The sequence below is a fragment of the Streptomyces piniterrae genome, assembly GCF_005048155.1.
In the GTDB taxonomy this organism is placed as follows: domain Bacteria; phylum Actinomycetota; class Actinomycetes; order Streptomycetales; family Streptomycetaceae; genus Streptomyces; species Streptomyces piniterrae.
On sequence record NZ_SUMB01000004.1, the window covers coordinates 804,868 to 824,042 of the forward strand.

16 protein-coding genes are annotated in these 19,175 nt (G+C 70.9%); 7 read left to right on the top strand and 9 right to left on the bottom strand.

What is annotated here, in order from left to right:
* The first annotated feature begins 520 nt into the window (after positions 1-520).
* Complete coding sequence (locus FCH28_RS16125) at positions 521-883, top strand: VOC family protein (protein ID WP_136740537.1); 363 nt, start codon at positions 521-523, stop codon at positions 881-883.
* Between the two features lie 24 nt (positions 884-907).
* On the opposite strand, the gene FCH28_RS16130 is transcribed toward FCH28_RS16125, so the two are convergent.
* From FCH28_RS16130 to FCH28_RS16145, 4 genes are all read right to left on the bottom strand, one after another.
* Positions 908-1,387, bottom strand: coding sequence for a PaaI family thioesterase (locus FCH28_RS16130; RefSeq protein ID WP_136740538.1), 480 nt, complete (start codon positions 1,385-1,387; stop codon positions 908-910).
* A gap of 195 nt (positions 1,388-1,582) precedes the next feature.
* A complete protein-coding gene (locus tag FCH28_RS16135; RefSeq protein WP_187363840.1) occupies positions 1,583-2,470 on the bottom strand; it encodes a transporter substrate-binding domain-containing protein in 888 nt (295 codons plus the stop codon).
* Positions 2,471-2,824: 354 nt separating this feature from the next.
* Positions 2,825-3,496, bottom strand: coding sequence for a bifunctional 4-hydroxy-2-oxoglutarate aldolase/2-dehydro-3-deoxy-phosphogluconate aldolase (locus tag FCH28_RS16140; RefSeq protein WP_136740539.1), 672 nt, complete (start codon positions 3,494-3,496; stop codon positions 2,825-2,827).
* Between the two features lie 294 nt (positions 3,497-3,790).
* On the bottom strand, positions 3,791-4,315 hold the full coding sequence (locus FCH28_RS16145) for a guanyl-specific ribonuclease (protein WP_136740540.1): 525 nt from the start codon (positions 4,313-4,315) through the stop codon (positions 3,791-3,793).
* A 207-nt stretch (positions 4,316-4,522) separates the two neighbouring features.
* Here FCH28_RS16145 and FCH28_RS16150 point away from each other — a divergent pair, with 207 nt between their 5' ends.
* The 4 genes from FCH28_RS16150 (at position 4,523) to FCH28_RS16165 (ending at position 9,627) form a co-directional block, all read left to right on the top strand.
* Complete coding sequence (locus tag FCH28_RS16150; protein WP_136740541.1) at positions 4,523-5,149, top strand: helix-turn-helix domain-containing protein; 627 nt, start codon at positions 4,523-4,525, stop codon at positions 5,147-5,149.
* A gap of 142 nt (positions 5,150-5,291) precedes the next feature.
* The gene (locus tag FCH28_RS39230; RefSeq protein WP_246102894.1) at positions 5,292-5,732 is read left to right on the top strand and encodes a DUF6126 family protein; all 441 of its coding nucleotides are present in this window, start codon (positions 5,292-5,294) and stop codon (positions 5,730-5,732) included.
* A gap of 294 nt (positions 5,733-6,026) precedes the next feature.
* Positions 6,027-8,768 carry a glycoside hydrolase family 84 protein gene (locus tag FCH28_RS16160; protein WP_187363841.1) on the top strand — a complete coding sequence of 914 codons (2,742 nt, stop codon included), beginning with the start codon at positions 6,027-6,029 and terminating at the stop codon, positions 8,766-8,768.
* Positions 8,769-8,949: 181 nt separating this feature from the next.
* The gene (locus tag FCH28_RS16165; protein WP_136740542.1) at positions 8,950-9,627 is read left to right on the top strand and encodes a thiaminase II/PqqC family protein; all 678 of its coding nucleotides are present in this window, start codon (positions 8,950-8,952) and stop codon (positions 9,625-9,627) included.
* Between the two features lie 183 nt (positions 9,628-9,810).
* On the opposite strand, the gene FCH28_RS16170 is transcribed toward FCH28_RS16165, so the two are convergent.
* From FCH28_RS16170 to allB, 3 genes are all read right to left on the bottom strand, one after another.
* Complete coding sequence (locus FCH28_RS16170; RefSeq protein ID WP_136740543.1) at positions 9,811-10,344, bottom strand: GNAT family N-acetyltransferase; 534 nt, start codon at positions 10,342-10,344, stop codon at positions 9,811-9,813.
* Positions 10,345-10,424: 80 nt separating this feature from the next.
* Positions 10,425-11,579 carry an allantoicase gene (alc, locus tag FCH28_RS16175; RefSeq protein ID WP_136740544.1) on the bottom strand — a complete coding sequence of 385 codons (1,155 nt, stop codon included), beginning with the start codon at positions 11,577-11,579 and terminating at the stop codon, positions 10,425-10,427.
* A 5-nt stretch (positions 11,580-11,584) separates the two neighbouring features.
* On the bottom strand, positions 11,585-12,919 hold the full coding sequence (allB, locus tag FCH28_RS16180; protein ID WP_136740546.1) for an allantoinase AllB: 1,335 nt from the start codon (positions 12,917-12,919) through the stop codon (positions 11,585-11,587).
* Between the two features lie 677 nt (positions 12,920-13,596).
* On the opposite strand from allB, the gene FCH28_RS16185 reads away from it, so the two are divergent.
* Both FCH28_RS16185 and FCH28_RS16190 read left to right on the top strand, forming a co-directional pair.
* On the top strand, positions 13,597-14,397 hold the full coding sequence (locus FCH28_RS16185) for an IclR family transcriptional regulator (protein ID WP_136740548.1): 801 nt from the start codon (positions 13,597-13,599) through the stop codon (positions 14,395-14,397).
* A 506-nt stretch (positions 14,398-14,903) separates the two neighbouring features.
* Complete coding sequence (locus FCH28_RS16190; protein WP_136740550.1) at positions 14,904-16,355, top strand: amidase; 1,452 nt, start codon at positions 14,904-14,906, stop codon at positions 16,353-16,355.
* A gap of 288 nt (positions 16,356-16,643) precedes the next feature.
* Here the strand turns inward: FCH28_RS16190 and FCH28_RS16195 are convergent, their stop codons facing one another.
* Together FCH28_RS16195 and FCH28_RS16200 are read right to left on the bottom strand one after the other, a co-directional pair.
* Entirely contained in the window at positions 16,644-16,937 is a 294-nt protein-coding gene (locus tag FCH28_RS16195; RefSeq protein ID WP_169314179.1) for a DUF5955 family protein, read from the bottom strand.
* A gap of 307 nt (positions 16,938-17,244) precedes the next feature.
* Positions 17,245-19,155, bottom strand: a complete 1,911-nt coding sequence (locus FCH28_RS16200) for a protein kinase domain-containing protein (RefSeq protein ID WP_246102896.1) — start codon at positions 19,153-19,155, stop codon at positions 17,245-17,247.
* Positions 19,156-19,175 lie beyond the last annotated feature (20 nt).

A 19,175-nucleotide genomic window follows, 5' to 3' on the forward strand; every position in this document is an offset into this window, starting at 1 on the left:
GCGCCCACGGCTTCTGTATCGCGTTTCCCCACGCTCGCGAGCGTAACCGCCCAGGCAGATGACGGGAAGTCCAGAGGTCACATTGTCCGGACAAGGGGCGAGTGGGGCGGCCTGCGGACGCGTGCGTCGGGGTGGTCTGGTCTGGGGCGGGTCTGTCTGGTCGAGGTCGAGGGGGGGCTGGTCCGGCTGGTCTGGTCGGGGGCCGTACGTGGCGCGCGGTCCCCGCGGGCGCGGGGGGGGGCTTCGGTAGGTGCGTCTACCTCGCGGTGCGTCTCCTTCTCCTTTTCTCCTCCTGCGTCATGTTCACCTTTCGACGCCTTCACTGCCTCGCCTCCGCCGCCTCGTCGCCTCCTTCTTATCCCGGCAACGATTACGGAGAGTAATTCGTTCCCTCCGCGCGAATTCGTGGAGGCACTCGACCACGCCGAGCGCCCCCCTATGCCGGAGTGCTGCCCCACGGCATCATCTGACGAACCACCAACCCCTCACGCCCCACCCGGCCCAACCCAAGGAGTCACTGATGTCCGTACGCCGCATCGTCCCCGATATCCAGTCCGACGACCTGGGCAAGAGCAGAGAGTTTTATGGCCTGTTGGGGCTTGAAGAGGTGATGAACCTGGGGTGGGTGATGACACTCGGGTCTCCCGCCAATCCCACGGCGCAGGTCACGTTCATGACACACGACCAGACCGGGCCGGTCACCCCCGATATCAGCATCGAAGTGGAGGACGTGGACGCGGTGTACGCGGCTGTGCTCGCGAGTGGCGCGCAGATCGTACGGTCGCTGCAGGACGAGGAGTGGGGCGTGCGGCGCTTCTTCGTGAAGGACCCCAACGGGCGGGTGGTGAATGTGCTGGGACATATCGGAACCAGCACGGACTGACTTGGAGGCCAGTTGATCGGCCGATCAACTGGCTTCGTTGGGCGGGCTGTTGAGCGGCATCGCCGTGCCCTGGGCGACCGCACAGACGGTCTCGGTGCCGTCCGTGTCGATCATGGTCAGATCGCAGCGGCATACGGCCTGCCGGCGGCCGGCCTGTACGACCTCGGCGCGGGCGCGCAGCGTGCGGCCGCGCGCCGGGCGCAGGTACTGGATGGAGAATCCGCCGGTGATGATCGCCGAGCCGAGGGCCGTGGCGGCGGCGAAGGTGATGGTGTTGTCGGCGGCGTAGGCGAGTACGCCGCCGTGCACAAAGCCGTACTGCTGGAGGAGTTCGTCCCTGACGTCGATCTCCAACGTCGCACCGCCGTCCCCGAATTCGGTGATCCGCGCCCCCACCAGACCGCTGAACGGCTGCCCTTCCAGGGCCTTTTGTGCCGCGGCGAGATCGAGCGCCGCACTGCGCCGCCCCTCCCCTTGCCCCCGCCCCTGCTCCCTAGCGGTCATCGCGCAGGCCCGCCTTTCATCGACTTGTCGACCCGGTGGCTCGTCGACTCTTTGGCTCGGTGACTCGTCGGCTCGTTGACCGTTCCGGGGCTCGCGCCCGGCGGTCCATCAGCGCCCCCGATATTAGAGCCGACTCTCTAATATTGCACGCCCCTCCTCGCCCGTCAGTCACCGGCGCACCCCTGCTTTCATCCACTACTTCATCCACGCGTCCTCGTACTTGCGGTAGGTCCCGTCATGCGTGGCGAGGTGCACCCACTGGTCCACGTATGCCTTGAACTCGTCGTCGCCGCGCGGCAGTGCGTAGCCCTTTTCGGAGAAGGAGAAGGGCTTGTCCGGGTGGACCGCGCACAGTTCGGGGTGGATCTTGGCCTGGTAGCGGGTCTCGCTGGCGTCCGTCATCATCACATCCGCGCGGCCGGCGGTGATCTCGTCGAAGATGGTGGTGTTGTCGGGGTGGACCTTGATGGTCGCCCGCTTGATGTGGGTGCGCGCGAATTCCTCATTCGTGCCACCGGGGTTGACGATGACGTCCGTCCCGGGCCGGTCGATCTGCGCCAGTGTCCGGTACTTGTCCTTGTCCGCGCAGCGCACGATGGGTGTCTTGCCGTCCGTGCGCGTGGGCTCGCTGAAGTAGGCGGTACGGGCGCGGGCGAGGGTGATCGAGACGCCGCCCATGGCGATGTCGCAGCGGCCGGCCGTGAGGTCGCCGGCGAGATCGGCCCAGGTGGTGGCGATGTAACGGGGCTTGGCGTCCAGGTTCTTGGCGAGGTTTTCGGCCATGTCGATGTCCACGCCGCTGTACTTGCCGGTCTTGGTGTCGAGGTGGGTGAAGGGGCGGTAGTCGCCGGTGGTGCAGACGCGGAGTACGCCGCGCCGGGGGATGGTGTCGAGGAGGGTGCGGGTGAGCCGGGGGCGCTTCGCGGTCGTGGCGGGAGTGGTCGCCGCCGGGCCGTTGGCGGTGGTGGGTGCGGTCCCCGGGGTCGGGGCGGGGGTGATCTGGCGGGCTTGCCACGTCGCCGGGGCGGCGGCGGTGACGGTCAGCAGGCAGGCGAGGACGGAGAGCGTGGCGGCGCGCTTCATATGTGACTGACTCCTGTACGCGACGGGACGGCGAAACGGCTGGGCACGGCACGGCGACCGGGCACGACGCAACGACCGGAGGCGGCGGAACGGCCGGACTCGGCGCAACAGCCGGGCAGGTCGGAACGACCTGGCACGGCGTAACGGCCGGGCACGGGAGAACCGTTGGGCACGGCAGAGCGACTGGACGCGGCGAGCGTGCGTGATCACGTGCTCGAAGGGTTCAGGTTGGCAGAGCCCGTGGGCAAGGTGAACCCTCTGACCGGCCAGTGGGACGGCGAATCCCCGTGGGACGGCCGATCGGGGGCCCGTGTAAGGCCGTTGGCCGCAGGTGTCGAAAGTTGACCGCAGGGGTCAGTCGTCGTACGGTCCCGCCTCGCCGCTCTTGTCCGTCCGGCCGTCGGGGGCCGCATCGGCCAGGCGGGTGAGGAGTTCCGCGGCGCGCTTGGCGACGGTGTCGCGGTCGCCCTCGGAGAGGGCCGAGCCCATGCCCACCGCGACCGCGCCGGCCGCTATCCATTCCGGTGCGCTCTCGACCGTCACTCCGCCGGTCGGCAGCAGGGGCGCGTGCGGCAGGGCCGCGCGTACGTCCTTCAGCCAGGACGGTCCGTACGCGGAGGCGGGGAACAGCTTGAGCGCGTCCGCGCCGAGTTCCAGGGCGCGGACCATCTCGGTCGGCGTCGACACGCCCGGGAAGACCGGGATTCCATAGCGGTGGCCGGTGCGGATGACTTCGGCGTCCAGGCTCGGCGAGACCAGGAAGCGGGCGCCGGCGTCCACCGCCATTCGGGCCGACACCGCGTCAAGGACCGTGCCCGCGCCGATGACCGCGTCGTCGCCGAGCTCGCGGGTGAGGGTGGTGACGGCTTCCAGTGCGAACGGCGTGGTCAGGGATATCTCCAGGCTGGTGACGCCCGCCGAGAGCAGGGTGTCGGCCGTGGCGCTCGCCTCGTCGTAGGTCTTGCTGCGAACGATGGCGAAAACACGCTGCGCCAGTGCGGCCCGGGTGATCTCCCAGCGATACACGGCAGTTCGCCGTCCTTCCTTGTCTCCAACGTCCATGCCGCCTCGCCCCCACGGCAAACGCGGCACTTCCTGCGGGCGCGCCCGCGACGGCCGGCCATCACATGGTCCCTTTGCCGCCGATGCCCGCCCACTCCTCGTTTCTACCGAAACGCTACCGGGACCCACTGACAATCCTGCCTCGGGGGTGGGCACCGCGCTCCCCTTCCGCCAAGAACAGGGGAGAACCGGCCCCGTACGCAGCGCGACGGCGGCCGGGGTGCCCGTGCACCCCGGCCGCCGCCTTCCCAGCGCGTGTCAGCAGCTGCGATCTATGAGGTCGAACGACTCGTAGTGGTCAGCGGTGTAGTAGTCCTCGTTGTTCTTCTCGCCGGTCACGATGCGTCGGGCACCACGGTCGGGCGAGCCCGGCGTCTCGACGGTGTACTCGTGGTAATAGCCGGAGTCCTGGTCCGGGAGGATGCCCTCCCGGTTGTCGAAGACCGTCCCGTCCTGCGGGTACGGGTAGGGCCCGCCCTTCTCGATCAGCTTGAGGGTGTCGTGGGCCTGGGAGGGCAGCTTGGCGTAGCAGATGTGGCCGACGGCGGTCACGCGCACGGTGGCGGGGCGCAGGGTCGCGGAGTGCGCCGTTGCGGCGTGCGCGGTCGTGGTGTCAGCCGTCGTGGTGTGCGCCGTTGTGGCGTATGCCGTGCTGGCGTGTGTGGTGGCCGGGTGCGCCGTGGCGACGGCGGGCGGGGCGGCGACCGCGGTCCCGCCGATGAGAAGGGCCGATGCGAGGGCGCCCGCGGCGCCGATCCTGGTGATCCGTGGGGGGATTCTCATGCCTTCCAGGATGACGCGCGTAGACATGACCCTGTCAATCCCAACGAACGGAAGTTTTCCGGGAGTTCACGCGGTCACGCTGCCGGAGAAGATGGTTCGTCGGAGAAGACGGTTCGCCGGAGAAGGTGATTGGAACCAGGTGGGGACTTGCTTTGCCTCTGAGGCAAAAGTTTTGCCTGCTGGGCGACGGGTCGTTATACCGGGGACATGAGCGAGCCCCCCGACGAGCCTTCCGGCGCCCCGCCCGAGGAACTGTCCACCGTCGCGCCACGCCTGCGTGACCTGCGCCGACGCAGCGGACTGACCCTGGAGGGCGCGGCCCGCCGGGTCGGGCTCTCGCCCGCGCATCTGTCGCGGTTGGAGACCAATCGCCGTCAGCCGTCGCTGCCGATGCTGCTGGCGCTGGCCCGTACGTACGGCACCACGGTATCCGACCTGCTCGGCGAGACCGCGCCCGAGCGGGACCCGATCGTGCGGGCCGACCGTACGGAGCCGTCGGAGGCCGGCGGCTGGACGTACTGGACGGTGGGCGGTGCCGGGCGGGCGATGCAGGCGCTGCGGGTTCATGTGCCGCAGCGTGCGCAGGGCGAGCTGGTGCGGGTCCATCCGGGCGAGGAGTGGCTGTACGTCCTCAAGGGGCGGCTGCGGCTGGTGCTCGGCGAGGCGGTGCATGTGCTGGACGCGGGGGACGCGGCGCACTTCGACTCGCTGACCCCGCACCGTATCGCCGCTGCCTCACGGGGCGGCACGGACCTGCTGTTCGTGCACACCCTGCTGCAGAGCGGCGCCGCCGAGCTGTGTCTGGGCGAGGACGCGCCGCGCCGTGGGGTGTGAGGCGGGGCGCGCCATGGGCCGGGCCGCCGGCGCGTCGCCGTGAGGGGCGCCCCCGGCGGCGGGCGGCGCAGGGAGGAAGGGCCCCGGGTTCCGGGGAGCCCGGGTTTCGGAGGGGACCGTGTTGAGGGAAGGACCGTACGACGTGCCCGATCAGACCAGTCGAACGTCACAGGAGCCGCTCCCGGACGCGGCGCCCCCTAGGGGTTGTTCGAACAGATCCCCTAGGGGATGCGAGGGCCCCCTGCGGGTCCACAACGAGGGGGCGCGGGGCGGTATTCCCGGGTCGCACGACATTCCCGGGTCGCACGACGAGACTGGCGAGGCGCCGCCCGGCCGGTGTGCCGAGACCAGGCCGAGGCAGCACGAGCAGCACGACGAGACCGCGCCCAAGCGGAGCATCGAGAGCCCGCCCAAGGGCTGCGACGAGAGCCCGCCCGAGCCGAGCGTCGCGGCCCCGCCCAGGGTGTATGTCGAAACCAAGCCGCCCCGTGGGCTCTATGTGCGGGTGTTCATCTATGTGGTCGTGACGCATGTGCTGCTGGCGTTCATGAGTCTGCTGGTGGTCGTCGCGAAGTCTCGGTGACGGGGCGCCACCTCGCCGCCGGTGGCAGGCCGTCCCGCCGTCCTTCCGGTGTGGTGGCGAGTGCGGTGTGGGGTGGCGAGTGCAACGTCCATCCATGCGGCTCGAAAGTCCATTGCCCCGGCGCGGCGACCAGGTGAAGCCTGCTGGCGCGAAGTCCACGCACCACAGTCGAGCGCACACCACAGTCAGGCGCAGACCAGGCGCGGTACGCACCGCACTCGTCCCCGCGTCCCGCTTCCGCGCCCCGCCCCGTGCCTCGTCCCCATACCTCGCTGCACCGAGGAGGACCGAAGGATGCTCCGTACGCGCACCGCCGCGGTCACCGCGCTGGCCACGGCCCTCGCCGTGCTCCCCCTCATGGGCCTGGCGGCGCCACCGGGCGCGGCCCAGGCCGGGGGCCAAGCCGCCCGGGACAGACCTGGAGCCACCCCTTCCACCCCCTCCAACCCTTCCGCGTCACCTACCTCACCTACCTCACCTACCTCATCCATCTCACCTATCTCGCCCACCCCTCAGTCCATCCAAGCCCGGCCCGACCACGCCACCATCACCCGCTCCGTGACCGTCGTAGCGGGCCCGAAGGCCGACGCCGCCGCGCTGGCGCTCGTCGAGAAGTCCCTCAAGGACGCCGGTGCGGACCGGGTCGTACGGGGCGAGCGGGCTCCCGGGGGCGGACAGCTCGCCGTCTACGTGGACGGGGCGGGCGCGGCGCGGGCCCTGGAGGGGCTGGGTGCGCGGGGCAGCGGTGGGCTGCCGGCGGAGGGCTATGCGCTGGGCGTCGGTGCGGGCCGGATCGCGCTGTCCGGCAAGGACGCCACCGGCACGTACTACGCCGCGCAGACGCTGCGTCAGTTGCTGCCGCACCGCGACCGGCCCGGTGCCCGCGTGTCGGGCACCGCCGTGCGGGACTGGCCCGCCACCCCGCTGCGCGGCGTCATCGAGGGCTTCTACGGGACGCCGTGGTCGCACGCCGCACGCCTCGACCAGCTCGACTTCTACGCCGAGCACAAGATGAACATCTACGTCTACTCCCCCAAGGACGACGCCTATCTGAGAGAGAAGTGGCGCGATCCCTACCCCGCGGACCGGCTCGCGCAGATCAAGGAGCTGGTGGACCGGGCGCGGGCCCGGCATGTGGAGTTCACCTACGCGCTCTCCCCCGGTCTGTCCGTCTGTTACAGCTCCGATGCCGACCTCAAGGCGCTGACCGCGAAGTTCCAGACACTGTGGGACGTCGGCGTCCGTACCTTCGCGGTGCCGCTCGACGACATCAGCTACACGGACTGGAACTGCGCGGCGGACAAGGACAAGTTCGGCACCGGCGGCGGGGCGGCCGGTGCCGCGCAGGCGCATCTGCTCAACCGGGTCAACCGGGAGTTCATCGCCGGGCATCCGGGTGCCGAGCCGCTGCAGATGGTGCCGACCGAGTACTACGACGTGCGGCCGTCGCCGTACAAGAAGGCGCTGGCGACGCAGCTCGACAAGAACGTGCTGGTGGAGTGGACGGGGGTGGGGGTGATCGCGCCGACGATGACCGTCGCGCAGGCCGAGCGGGCCCGGGAGGTCTTCGGGCATCCGATCCTGACCTGGGACAACTATCCGGTCAACGACTATGTGACCAGCCGGCTGCTGTTGGGTCCTTTCAACGGCCGGGAGCCGGGGCTGCCGGGGCGGCTGGCCGGGATCACCGCGAATCCGATGATCCAGCCCGCGGCGTCCAAGATCGCGTTGTATACGGTCGCGGACTATGCGTGGAACGACCGGGCCTACGACGCCCGCGCTTCCTGGGGTGCGGCGATCGAGGAGCTGGCGGGCGGCGATGCCCGTACGGTGCGTGCTCTGCGCGCCTTCGCGGACACCGGCTATTCCTCGTCTCTCAATCCGCGGCAGGCGCCTGAACTGGCTGCCGCCATCGCACAGTTCGGCGAGGACGGGGATGCGAGCCGCCTGGACGCGGTGCTGCGCACGCTCCAGGAATCGCCGGGCGTGCTCCGCGACCGGCTTGCCGACCGCGGCTTCATCGAGGACAGCGAGCCATGGCTGGACGCCACGCACGCGTGGGGTGAGGCCGCTCGTACCGCGCTCCGGCTGCTGGAGGCGATCAATGCGGGCGATGACGCCAGGGCGTGGCAACTACGGGAGCGGCTGCCGGAGTTGGTGCGGACGGCGAAGTCGTTCGTGTACGTGGACATGGCGGGGAAGCGGGTTCCGGTGCTGGTCGCGGACGGGGTGGTCGACGCTTTTGTCGAGGACGCGATCGGTGCGCACGATGCCTCGCTGGGCGTGATCGGCCGCCCCAAGGCGTCCACGGATCTGGCCGTCTATCAGGACAACGCGGTCTCCCGTATGACGGACGGTGATGACGGCACCTACTTCTGGAGCGCCGCCGCTCCGAAGGCCGGGTCCTCGGTCGGTCTGGATCTGCACGTCGAGCGGCCGCTCGGCACCGTCACGCTGGCGATGGGCAAGAGCGGCAGCCCGGACGACTATCTCCGGCACGGCGTTCTCGAATACTCCTCGGACCGCAAGACCTGGACGCGGCTGGCCGCCTTCGACGGAACGGCGGAGGTGACGGCCGAGCCGCCGGCCGGTGCGAAGGCCCGGTACGTACGCGCTCGTGCCGTGCGGGCGCAGGAGAACTGGCTGGTGGTACGGGAGTTCACGGTCGCCGGGGCGGACGCGGTGACGGTGGCGGGCGGCCCGCCGGCGGCGGAGGGCAGTGCGCTGCGGTCGGCGGCGGACGGCGACCCGGCGACCGCGTATCGGGCGGCGCGGGCGGCGGGGCCCGGCGAGACGCTGGAGTTCAGGGCCGAAGCGCCTCGGGAGGCGCGGTCCGTGGTCGTTCTGCGTCCGCGCGGGGCACCGGCCGGGGCGGCGAAGGTCGAGGTCCGCGGGGGCGGTGGCTGGCGCACGATCGGCGCGCTGTCCGGTGCGTATACGAGGCTCGCGGTGGGCGGGGGTGCCGTCGAGGGGGTGCGACTGGCCTGGCGGGGCGGGGCGGTGGCGCCTGTGGTGAATGAGGTGATTGTGCGGTAGGGGGCGAGTGCGGGGCGTCGCCGGTAGGAGGCGAGGCCGGGATGGGGGGCAGGGGGACGGGGGTGGAGGTGGGGCAGGAGCACGGCCCGGCACGCGAGTCGGGCCTCCCGGTTCCGCCCCGCGCCCTAGCCTGAGGGCTGGCCACCCGCGCGCCCGCCCCGCCCCGGAGGAGACCGACACCATGGCCCGACCCGCCGAAGCCCACCGCCCGACCGCGGCGGCCGTCCTCGATGACGCCCTACGGGAGCTCGCCCCGGACGCCGGCGCCAACCGGCTGGTGTCACGGATCGCGGCGGGTGAGGCACCGCGCAGCGTGTTCGCGACGTTCACCCTCGAACAGCATCAGGTGATCGCCTCCGACCGGCTCAGCTTCCACCATCTGGCGCGCCGGTCCGACGGGGATCCGCCCATCGCCGACTTCTTCGATCTGCTCGCCGAGAGCGAGTCGCTGGCCCTGGAGCAGCTGGCCGGCCTGGCGGACGCCTGCGAACTGACCGAGCGGGAGATCTCCGGGTACCGGCCGCGGCCCGGCTGCCAGGCGTATCCCTCGTACGCGGCGCGCCTCGCGCTGGGCAGTACGCCCGCGGATGTGGTGATCGCGCTCACCGCCAACTTCGCCGCGTGGGGCGGCTATTGCGCCACCGTCGCCGCCGCGATGCGCGACCACTACGGGTTCCCGGACGCGGCTCGCGGCTTCTTCACGTTGTTCGCGGAGCCGGCCCAGGACCTCGCGGCCAAGGCGCGTGCGGCCGTCCAGCACGGGCTCGACACGGGTCAGGCCCGGCCGGCGGCGGCACACGGTTACGGGCGGCTCCTCCAGGCGTATGAACTCATGTTCTGGAACTCGGTCGGCGACTGATCCGTTCGCGCGGCATCAGCCATCGAGCCCTTGGCGGGGCATCAGCCATCGAGGCCACGGATGTCGGCGAGCACAGCACGGATGCCTGGAAAACACGGCTGCCTGGGAACCCGGATGCCTGGCAAACATGGGTACCCGGAAAGCACCGGTGCCCGGGAAGCACCGATGCCTGGCAAGCGTGGCTCACATCGGCAGCGAGAGCAGGCGCACCGGCTCCACGAGCCGTTCCGCCCCCTCGCCCAGCGGCGTCCACATGGTCCGCAGCGGCATGACGACGGGGCCCGTGGGCTGGTCGACGTGTACGTCACCGTCGACGGTGCGCCACCCGAGCCGCTGGTACAGGGGGACGAGCGGGGGCCGGCAGAAGAGCAGCCCGTATCGCGGCCCTTGGGTGCGGGCGTGCTCCACGGCGGCCGTGACGACCAGCCGCGCCAGCCCCTGTCCGCGCGAGTCCGGCGCGACGGCGACCCCGCCGAGGCCCATGGCGTGTGTCTCTTCCCCGCCGAGTGATACCGGGATCCGCAGCAGACCCGCGTGCGCCACCAGGCGGCCGTTTTGCCTGATGGCGAAGTGCTCGTCCTTGGGCAGCCAGGTCAGGCCGGTCTCCGCGACGCCGAAGGGGTCGGGTCCGCCCCCGAGGATCTCGCTCTGCTCCGTGTGCGTGTACCGCGCGAGCCGTATCACCGTGGGCGACGCGGAAGGTGGGGTCCCAGTCATCCCCTCATGATGCCCGGTGGCTCCGTCGATGCCCGGTGGCCCCGACCGGGACGGTCGGGGCCACCGGATCCACCGCGTCGTCAGGCCCCCAACTCCGCGTGGCGGGCGGCCAGTTGGCGTGAGCCCTGCTCCGTCAACGAGCCGTGCAGCCGCAGCCGGGCGATGCCGCCGTCGGGGAAGATGTCCATCCGGACGTGGGTGACGGCGGGGGCGTCGTCGAGCAGGAAGCGGTGGACGGTGTCGGGCTGCAGGCGCGTACGGGGCAGCAGTTCGACCCAGTCGCCGCTTTCGCCGTCGCGGCCGAGCAGCGCGGCCCAGCCCGCCGAGTTGCCCTTGAGGTACCCCGTGTCGATCTCGACGGCGCGGATCACGGACTGCTCGGTGAGGCGGTAGCGCACCCAGTCGTTGCCGGTGCCGCGGCGGCGCCGGGTCTCCCAGCCGTCGTCCATCTTGCGGGAGCGGCCGGGCTGGATGGTGTTGGTGGGCGAGGAGTAGAAGCGGTCCGAGGCGTCCTCGACCTGGCCGCCGTTCTCCAGGGCGGCGAGGTCGAAGGTGCCGAGCGCGGCGAGCCACCGCGGCGCCGGGACGACCTCGCCGTGGACGCGGAGGCGGGCGACGCCGCCGTCGGGGTGCTGGTTGAGGCGCAGGTGGGTGAAGCGGCGCTCGGCGGTGACCGCGAAGCCGTTGGCGGCGTGGCCGCCGATGGCGGTGCGCGGGACGAGAGTGGTCCAGGTGACGTCGTCGGCGAGGAGTTCCTCGGGCGACGGTGAGCCCTCGACGCAGGTGCCCTCGACGCTCACGGACTGCGGGTAGTTGCCGCGGAAGTGGGCGGTGTCGACGATGATGCCGCGGATCACACCGGGCGCGCCGAGCCGGATCAGCGCCCAGTCGTGGTCCTCGTCCGTCGGGAACGGGTGCGTGCCGTCGGTGCCGCGGCGCCGGCGGGTCTCCCAGCCGTCCATGATCTTGCCCTTGTGGCCGAAGGCCTCGGGGTCGAAGTGGGCGGGTTCGGGCTTGAGGAGGTTCTCGCGCTCGGCGAAGAACTCGTCGTTGGCGGCGGTCACGCCGGCCCCGAGCCGCCGGTCGGCGAGGTCGGGCAGGTGGGTGAACGGGAAGCCGGCCGGGCCGGATGTGCGGTAGTCGGCGTACGGGTCGCCGCCTCCGTAGGGGGTGGCGTCGCCGGTGAAGCGGGGTATGTCTGGGCCGGGCGGGTGGGGGAAATCAGCGGTGGTCATACGCGCTACGGCCTTTCCAGGAGCTCGCCGGTGGGCTCGGCGAGGGTGGCGCCGTCGTTGATCTGCCGGCCGCGCAGCCAGGTGGACCGTACGACGCCGTAGAGGGTCTTCCCGGCGTATGCGGTGATCTTGTTGCGGTGCTGGAGGGCGGCCGGGTCGACGGTGAAGGTCTCCTCGGGCGCGAGGACCGCGAAGTCGGCGTCCCGGCCTGGCTCGATGGCGCCCTTCTGGCCGAGGCCGACGAGGGCGGCGGGGGCGGTGGCCATCCAGCGGGCGACGTCGTCGAGGGTGTGGCCGCGTTCGCGGGCCGCGGTCCAGATGGCGGGCAGGCCGAGCTGGAGGGAGGAGATGCCGCCCCAGGCCGCGCCGAAATCGGCGGTCTTGAGGTCGGCGGTGGAGGGCGAGTGGTCGGAGACGATGCAGTCGATGGTGCCGTCGGCGAGGCCCTGCCAGAGCGCGTCCTGGTTGGTGGCCTCGCGGATCGGCGGGCAGCACTTGAACTCCGTGGCGCCGTCCGGGATTTCCTCGGCGGTCAGGGTCAGGAAGTGCGGACAGGACTCGACGGTGATCTTGACGCCTTCGGCCTTGGCGGCGGCGATCAGCGGCAGCGCGTCGGAGGAGGACAGGTGCAGGACGTGCACCCGGGCGCTGAGCTTCTTGGCCAGCGCGATCAGACCGGCGATGGCGTCGTCCTCGCACACGCGGGGGCGGGAGGCGAGGAAGTCGGCGTACTTGGGGCCGTGCGGTACGGGGGCCGCGTCCAGGTGGCCCGGGTCCTCGGCGTGCACGATCAGCAGGCCGTCGAAGCCGGCGATCTCACCGAGGGCGGCGGCCAGTTGTTCCTGGTCAAGCTGGGGGAACTCGTCCACGCCGGAGGGCGACAGGAAGCACTTGAAGCCGAAGACGCCGGCGTCGTAGAGCGGGCGCAGGTCCTTGACGTTGCCGGGGATGGCGCCGCCCCAGAAACCGATGTCGATATGTGCCTTGCTGCGGGCGACCTCGCGCTTGGTGTCGAGGTTGTCGACGGTGGTGGTGGGCGGGAGGCTGTTGAGCGGCATGTCCACGAGGGTGGTGATGCCGCCGGCCGCGGCCGCTCGGGTGGCCGTCCAGAAGCCCTCCCACTCGGTGCGGCCGGGGTCGTTGACGTGTACGTGGGTGTCCACGAGGCCGGGCAGCAGGACGTCGTCGCCGAAGTCCTCGACCCGCGCCCCGGCCGGGGGCGGGGCGTCGTGCGGCAGCACCGCAGCGATCTTCCCGTCCCTGACGGTGACGGACGCGGCGCGCGTCCCCTGCGGGGTGACGACGCGCGTGGAGCGCAGCACCAGCTCTGTTTCGGACACCCGGTCCCCTCCTCGTATCGTGTCTTCATCGTCGCGTGATGGCGCGCGGGGTGCCACGGCGGTCGATGACGCGGTGGCTCCCGCGACACCGGATGCGGAATTCATCCGACACCGGATGCGGAATTCAACAGTCTGTTGAACGGGAGTCTTCACTCCGGACCGCGGCCCGTCAAGACCCCTTTGACTGGCACGGGGCCGGCGACCGCTCCGACTCCACCGACACCCACGGTTCCACCGCAACGGCACGCCTGACCTGCGACGGGACGCCCCCTCCGAGCGCCTCCCACGCGCCCGCCACAACCCAGCCACCGCCGGAGAGGAGGGCACCGAGCCCCCGGAGGACACCCCGGAGGACACCCCCGCCGAACACCTCGAAGATCCACGAACACGAGCGGACAAATTGGGACCGGTCACGCTTCGGCGATTTGGAGGATTCCACACAATGGACAATAGGTTTCGCGTAGCAGAATGGAGCTATGACCACTGGCACCCTCACCGGATTGCGGCTAGCAGCTCGTAACGTGGAGCAAACCGGCCCTGACCGGCGGGAACGAGTGTGCGAGAGGCCGTGTGTCTTTCGGACGTGACCGGTAGGCTGCTCCGGTCGGGCCCGGCGCCCGCAAGCCAGGGCACGCCCTAGCCGAGACCGATCCGACCTGCCCCGAAAGGAACGCGACGTGCCGCCCAGCGCCAGCACCTCCGCCGCCGAAGCCAAGCCCGCGGGCGCCAGCGGCGGCGTCCAGTCCCTTGAGCGCGCCTTCGACCTGCTGGAGCGGATGGCCGACGCCGGGGGCGAGGTCGGCCTGAGCGAGCTCTCCACCAGCAGCGGGCTGCCGCTCCCCACCATCCACCGGCTGATGCGGACCCTGGTCGCCTGCGGCTACGTCCGTCAGCAGCCCAACCGCCGGTACGCGCTCGGCCCCCGTCTGATCCGGCTGGGCGAGAGCGCGTCGCGGCTGCTGGGGACGTGGGCCCGGCCGTTCCTGGCGCGCCTGGTCGAGGAGACCGGCGAGACCGCCAACATGGCGCTGCTCGACGGCGACGAGATCGTCTACGTGGCCCAGGTGCCGTCCCGGCACGCGGTGCGGATGTTCACCGAGGTCGGCCGGCGGGTGCTGCCGCACTCCACCGGCGTCGGCAAGGCACTCCTCGCGGGCCACCCGCCGGAGGAGGTACGGGCACTGCTCGCCCGTACCGGTATGCCCGCCGCGACCGAGAAGACGATCACCGACCCGGACACCTTCCTCGAAGGGCTCGCCGAGGTCCGCCGGCTCGGCTTCGCGGTGGACGACAACGAGCAGGAGATCGGCGTCCGCTGCTTCGCGGTGCCGGTGCCCAACTCCCCCACCTCGGCGGCGATCTCCATCTCCGGGCCGACCGGCCGGGTCACGGAGGCGTCGCGGGACAAGATCGTGCCGGTGCTCCAGGACGTCGCGGCGCAACTGTCGGTGGCGCTCGCCAACCAGACGCCTACGTAACGGCAACGGGGCGTTGCCCAGGCAGCGGCAACCGGCGTCCCCTAGGGGTGGGGTGGGAACCGAATACGCCAGGAAGGGGCCGCGCTGAGGTTCCGGTGCTGTGGACGCGGATCGGACCGCGAAGCGGCATCGGCAGTTCGTGCGTGCGCACCTGGGCGTGAAGTACGAGGCGGCGAAGGTGCGGGCTGTCGCCGCCGCCAACGCGTCGATCCGAGTTGCAAACCTCCGGCCTCTCAGAACTCTGCCAAAACCAGCGGAAGTTGTGAGAGGTGCTGTGCGAATCGCGACCTGGAGTTCTTCGGCACGGATCGGGCTGCTCGCAGAACTGTCACAACTGGGCCCTCCGTCGTACCCCTCTCCGTAGGTGTGCCAGACCGCCGCGCGTCGCCATGGCCAGCGGTCGGGCGAATTCTGTGGCCGGAGAAAACATGGTGAGTTGAGGCACCTATCCCGTTGTGCGAATCGGCATTTTATGGCCTCTCCCAGAGGTCAGTACGGTCGGATTCATGGAGCGGAACTTTCAGAATGCAGAAGAACTCGCGGCCGCCTTGCGTGCCGGTGAAGTGACCTCGGCGGAACTGACCGACGAGGCGATTGCCCGTATCGAGCGCGACGACAAGGCGATCAACGCGATCTGCGTGCCGGACTTCGACCGTGCGCGGGCCGCCGCGCGCGGTGCCGACCAGGCGCGCGCCCGCGGCGAGGACCGGCCGCTGCTCGGTATTCCGGTGACGGTCAAAGAGTGCTACAACATCGCCGGGCTGCCCACGACCTGGGGCATGCCGCCGCAGGCGAACTTTATGCCGGCCGAGGACGCGGTCCAGGTGTCGCGGCTCAAGGCCGCGGGCGCGGTGGTGCTCGGTAAGACCAATGTGCCGGTGGGGCTGCAAGATATCCAGAGCTTCAACGAGATCTACGGCACCACCAACAACCCGTGGAATCACGGTCGCACGTCAGGTGGGTCCTCGGGCGGATCAGCGGCGGCCCTGGCGTCCGGGTTCGGCGCGCTGTCCATCGGCTCCGACCTCGCCGGCTCGTTGCGCACCCCCGCGCATTTCTGCGGCATCTACGCGCACAAGCCGACACTCGGACTGGCGGCAACCCGCGGCATGGTCGCGCCGCCGGCACCGCCATTGCCCGTCGACCTCGACCTCGCCGTCGTCGGTCCGATGGCGCGCACCGCCCGCGACCTCACGCTCCTGCTCGACGTCATGGCCGGACCGGACCCGCTGACGCACGGTGTGGCGTACGACATGACGCTGCCGCCCGCGCGCCACGAGCGGCTCGGCGACTTCCGGGTCTTGGTGCTCGAGGACCATCCGCTCATTCCGACCGGGTCCGCCGTGCGGGCGGGCGTGAACCGGGTGGCCGACGCGCTGGTCGACGGCGGCGCCCGCGTCGAACGGCACACTCCGCTGCTGCCCGATCTGACCGAAGCCGCCATGCTTTACCGGCAGTTGCTGTTTTCGGGCTCTGTCGCACGCTTTCCCGTCGACTCCTACGAGCAGGTGCGGACCCGCGCCGCCGCACTGAGCGCAGACGACCAGAGTCTGGACGCGGCGGTGCTGCGCGGGATGGTGTTCAGCCACCGCGACTGGCTCGAGGCGAACAGCCGTCGCGAGCTCCACCGTCACGGCTGGCGGCAGCTCTTCGCCGAGTTCGATGCCGTGGTGTGTCCGGTCACGCCGACTCCCGCGTTCCCGCACGACCACAACCCCAATCCGCTCGAACGCCGGCTCGACATCGACGGCGTCGAGTACCCGTACTTCGACCAGCTCGTCTGGGCCGGTCTGGCCACCATGCCCGGCCTGCCCGCCACCGCCATACCAGCGGGCCGGTCCCCCGAGGGCCTGCCGGTGGGAGTGCAGCTCATCGGCCCGATGTTCGAGGACCGCACCCCGCTGCGGCTGGCCGAACTGCTCGAGCACAAGATCGGCGGCTTCCAGCCGCCGATGTAGGGCGACAGCCGGATCGTGTTCGCATCAGACGCGAAGCCTTCGCGTCTGATGCGAACACCGAAGGTCCACCAAGGATGTCGTCTCTCCACTGACCAGCGGGAACAACCGCCACGGCCTTCTCTGGTGTATTCGGTTCCGACCCCTAGGGGTTGTTCGAACAGATCCCCTAGGGGATGGAAGGGCCCCCTGCGGGGCCACAACGCGGCGGCATGGACGGATATTCCCGGCGGCGGGGCCGGTGGCGGGTTCGCCGCCCAGAAGGGCACGCCGACTAGAAGTACCCGCCGGCTAGAAGCGCCGTCGCGGCAGCTCCCCGAAGCGGTCGATTCCTTCGCGTACCTCGGTCAGGGCGGGGGACAGCGCGCTGACCGAGCCGACCGCCCCGGCGATCAGCAGCAGAGAACGGCGCAGCCGCGACACCTCGGGCAGCCCGTGGCTCACCATCGCGTCCAGCGCGGCCAGTTCCTCGTCCGCGGCCGCCCGGTCGGGCAACTCACCGGGAAGCACGGCCAGTTGGCGGCGCAGCCGGGCCACCGCCCCACGCAGCGCCTGGACCCGGGGGTCGTCGACCCCGGTCACCACTCGCTTCTGCCTCTGCCCCTGCTCCACAACGATGGCGCCCTCCCAGGCCGTTGGCCACTGACCGTCGGACCGTTGACTGTCGGCCGTTGACCGTTGCCCCTTGCCCGTTTCGCAATGCGGGCCAGTTAACGCCACTCTGTGGTCATCGCGCCACACGGAAAGCGAAAAATCCGGATCATCGATCGGATCCACACGCCGGGGTCACAATGCGACGATCCCCGCCGGGCCGGAAGACCGGGCCCGACGGGGATCGAATCAGCGAGTCAGCGAATCAACGCGCCAGCAGATCAGCGAGTCGCGGCGCCGATCAGGGAGTCTCCTCCGGCGTCACCGCGTTGCGCCACACCCGCACATCGACGGTGATGTACTTGCTGGTAGACGACTCGGGCGCGAAGCCCCGGAAAGTGATCAGCGCGAGATGGCCGTAACCGGTGGTCAGGCACATCTGCGAGCCCTTGCTGAGCCGCTTGGTCGGGATGGATTCGGTGAACCGGGTCTCCTTGCGGCAGGTCTCCAGCGAGCCTTCCTGGCCCTCGTCGAGCAGCACCAGCTTGCCGGTCTCGGTGCTGACCGAGTCGTCGGAGTAGTCGTTGTCCGTGAAGACGAAGTCCTCGTCCGTGTCGTTGTCCGCGTCGGTCGGCCTCATCGACTCGTCGGCCATCGACACGTGGTACTCGTCGGCAATGTTGACGTTCTTGAAGTCGACCGGGGTCGGGTCCTTCTCCGGGGTGGGCGGGGCGGAGGGGTCGTCGCCCGCTTCGGGGCTCGACGTGGCGCCGTCGGTGGCCTCGGGGGACGCGGTGGCGCCCTTCTTCTTGTCGTCGGTCTGGTCGGTCGTCTTCTTGCCGTTGTCCTTCATGAAGTAGTAGACGGCGCCGCCGCCCGCGCCCGCGAAGACCAGCAGGCAGACCAGCACCAGAGCCGTCATCAGGCCCTTGCGCTTCTTCTTCGGCGGCTGCGGGGCGGGGACCGTGGCGGTCGGGCCGGTGGATGCCGGTCCGGTGGACGCCGGGCCGCCGGGCACCGACGCGAGGGGCGTCGTACCGGTGGCGGTCTGCGCGTAGGCCGCGGGGCCGAAACCGGGCGGCGGGGTCTGCGGGTGGTTCAGCTCGGTCGGCACCTGCTGAACCGGCGGCGTGGCGGGCTGGGTGGGCGGTGCCGCCGGCTGCACCGGGGGCTGGGCCGGAGGCTGGGCCGGCTGGGTCGGAGGCTGGGCGGGCTGGGTCGGGGGCTGTGCCGGCGCCTGCGGTGTGGCCGCGGGCTGGGCCGGCGCCTCCAGCGGGGGCGGCGGGGCCTGCGCGGGGGCGGGGGCCGCGGAGCGGGTCGTGATGTCCGCGGCGACGGCCTTGGGCAGCCACTCCTCGGGACGGCGCAGCTGCGTCTGCCCGGAGGCCGCGCCGCACAGCTCGATCACCTCGGCGACGGAGGGACGCGCGGAGGCGTCCTTGGTGAGGCAGCGGGTGACCAGCTCGCGCAGCTCCTCGGGGAGCCCGGTCAGGTCGGGCTCCTCGTGGACGATCCGGTAGAGCACACCGTGCGAAGTGCCCTCGCCGAAGGCCGGGTTGCCGATGGCCGCGTACGCCGCGACCTGGCCGAGCGCGAAGATGTCGGTGGCCGGCGTGATGGTGCTGCCGGCGGCCTGCTCGGGCGCCATGAAGGTGGGGGTGCCGACGGTGACGCCGCTGCTGGTGAGGGAGGTGGCGTCGGCGGCGCGGGCGATACCGAAGTCGATGACGCGCGGGCCGTCGGCGGCCAGCAGCACGTTGGACGGCTTCAGGTCGCGGTGCACGATGCCCGCGCCATGGATGACCTGCAGTGCCTCGGCGATACCGGCGACCAGCAGCAGCACGGTGGGCACCGGGAGCCGGCCGTGTTCGGCGACGGCGGCGGACAGCGAGGGGCCGGGGACGTACGCGGTGGCGAGCCAGGGGCTGGCGCCGTCGGCGTCGGCGTCGATGACCGGGGCGGTGTACAGGCCCTGGACGCGCTGCGCGGACTGCACCTCCTGCTTGAAGCGGCGGCGGAACTCCGCGTCCTCGCTGAACTCCGGCCGGATCACCTTGATGGCGACCGGCCGCCCGCCGGGCGTGTAGGAGAGATAGACCTTGCCCATGCCACCGGAGCCGAGCTTCGCCGTGAGGCGGTAGCCCGCGATGGCCTTCGGGTCGTCGCCCTCCAGCGGCTGAAAGATCCCGGACGACCCCACACTGTTCACCACTACGTCCCCCGACTCAAAAA

Excerpts from the sequence above, each read along its gene's own strand:
- FCH28_RS16125 (WP_136740537.1), top strand. The coding sequence starts at position 521 with ATGTCCGTACGCCGCATCGTCCCCGATATCCAGTCCGACGACCTGGGC.
- FCH28_RS16130 (WP_136740538.1), bottom strand. The coding sequence starts at position 1,387 with ATGACCGCTAGGGAGCAGGGGCGGGGGCAAGGGGAGGGGCGGCGCAGT.
- FCH28_RS16135 (WP_187363840.1), bottom strand. The coding sequence starts at position 2,470 with ATGAAGCGCGCCGCCACGCTCTCCGTCCTCGCCTGCCTGCTGACCGTC.
- FCH28_RS16145 (WP_136740540.1), bottom strand. The coding sequence starts at position 4,315 with ATGAGAATCCCCCCACGGATCACCAGGATCGGCGCCGCGGGCGCCCTC.
- FCH28_RS16150 (WP_136740541.1), top strand. The coding sequence starts at position 4,523 with ATGAGCGAGCCCCCCGACGAGCCTTCCGGCGCCCCGCCCGAGGAACTG.
- FCH28_RS16160 (WP_187363841.1), top strand. The coding sequence starts at position 6,027 with ATGCTCCGTACGCGCACCGCCGCGGTCACCGCGCTGGCCACGGCCCTC.
- FCH28_RS16165 (WP_136740542.1), top strand. The coding sequence starts at position 8,950 with ATGGCCCGACCCGCCGAAGCCCACCGCCCGACCGCGGCGGCCGTCCTC.
- FCH28_RS16170 (WP_136740543.1), bottom strand. The coding sequence starts at position 10,344 with ATGACTGGGACCCCACCTTCCGCGTCGCCCACGGTGATACGGCTCGCG.
- alc (WP_136740544.1), bottom strand. The coding sequence starts at position 11,579 with ATGACCACCGCTGATTTCCCCCACCCGCCCGGCCCAGACATACCCCGC.
- FCH28_RS16190 (WP_136740550.1), top strand. The coding sequence starts at position 14,904 with ATGGAGCGGAACTTTCAGAATGCAGAAGAACTCGCGGCCGCCTTGCGT.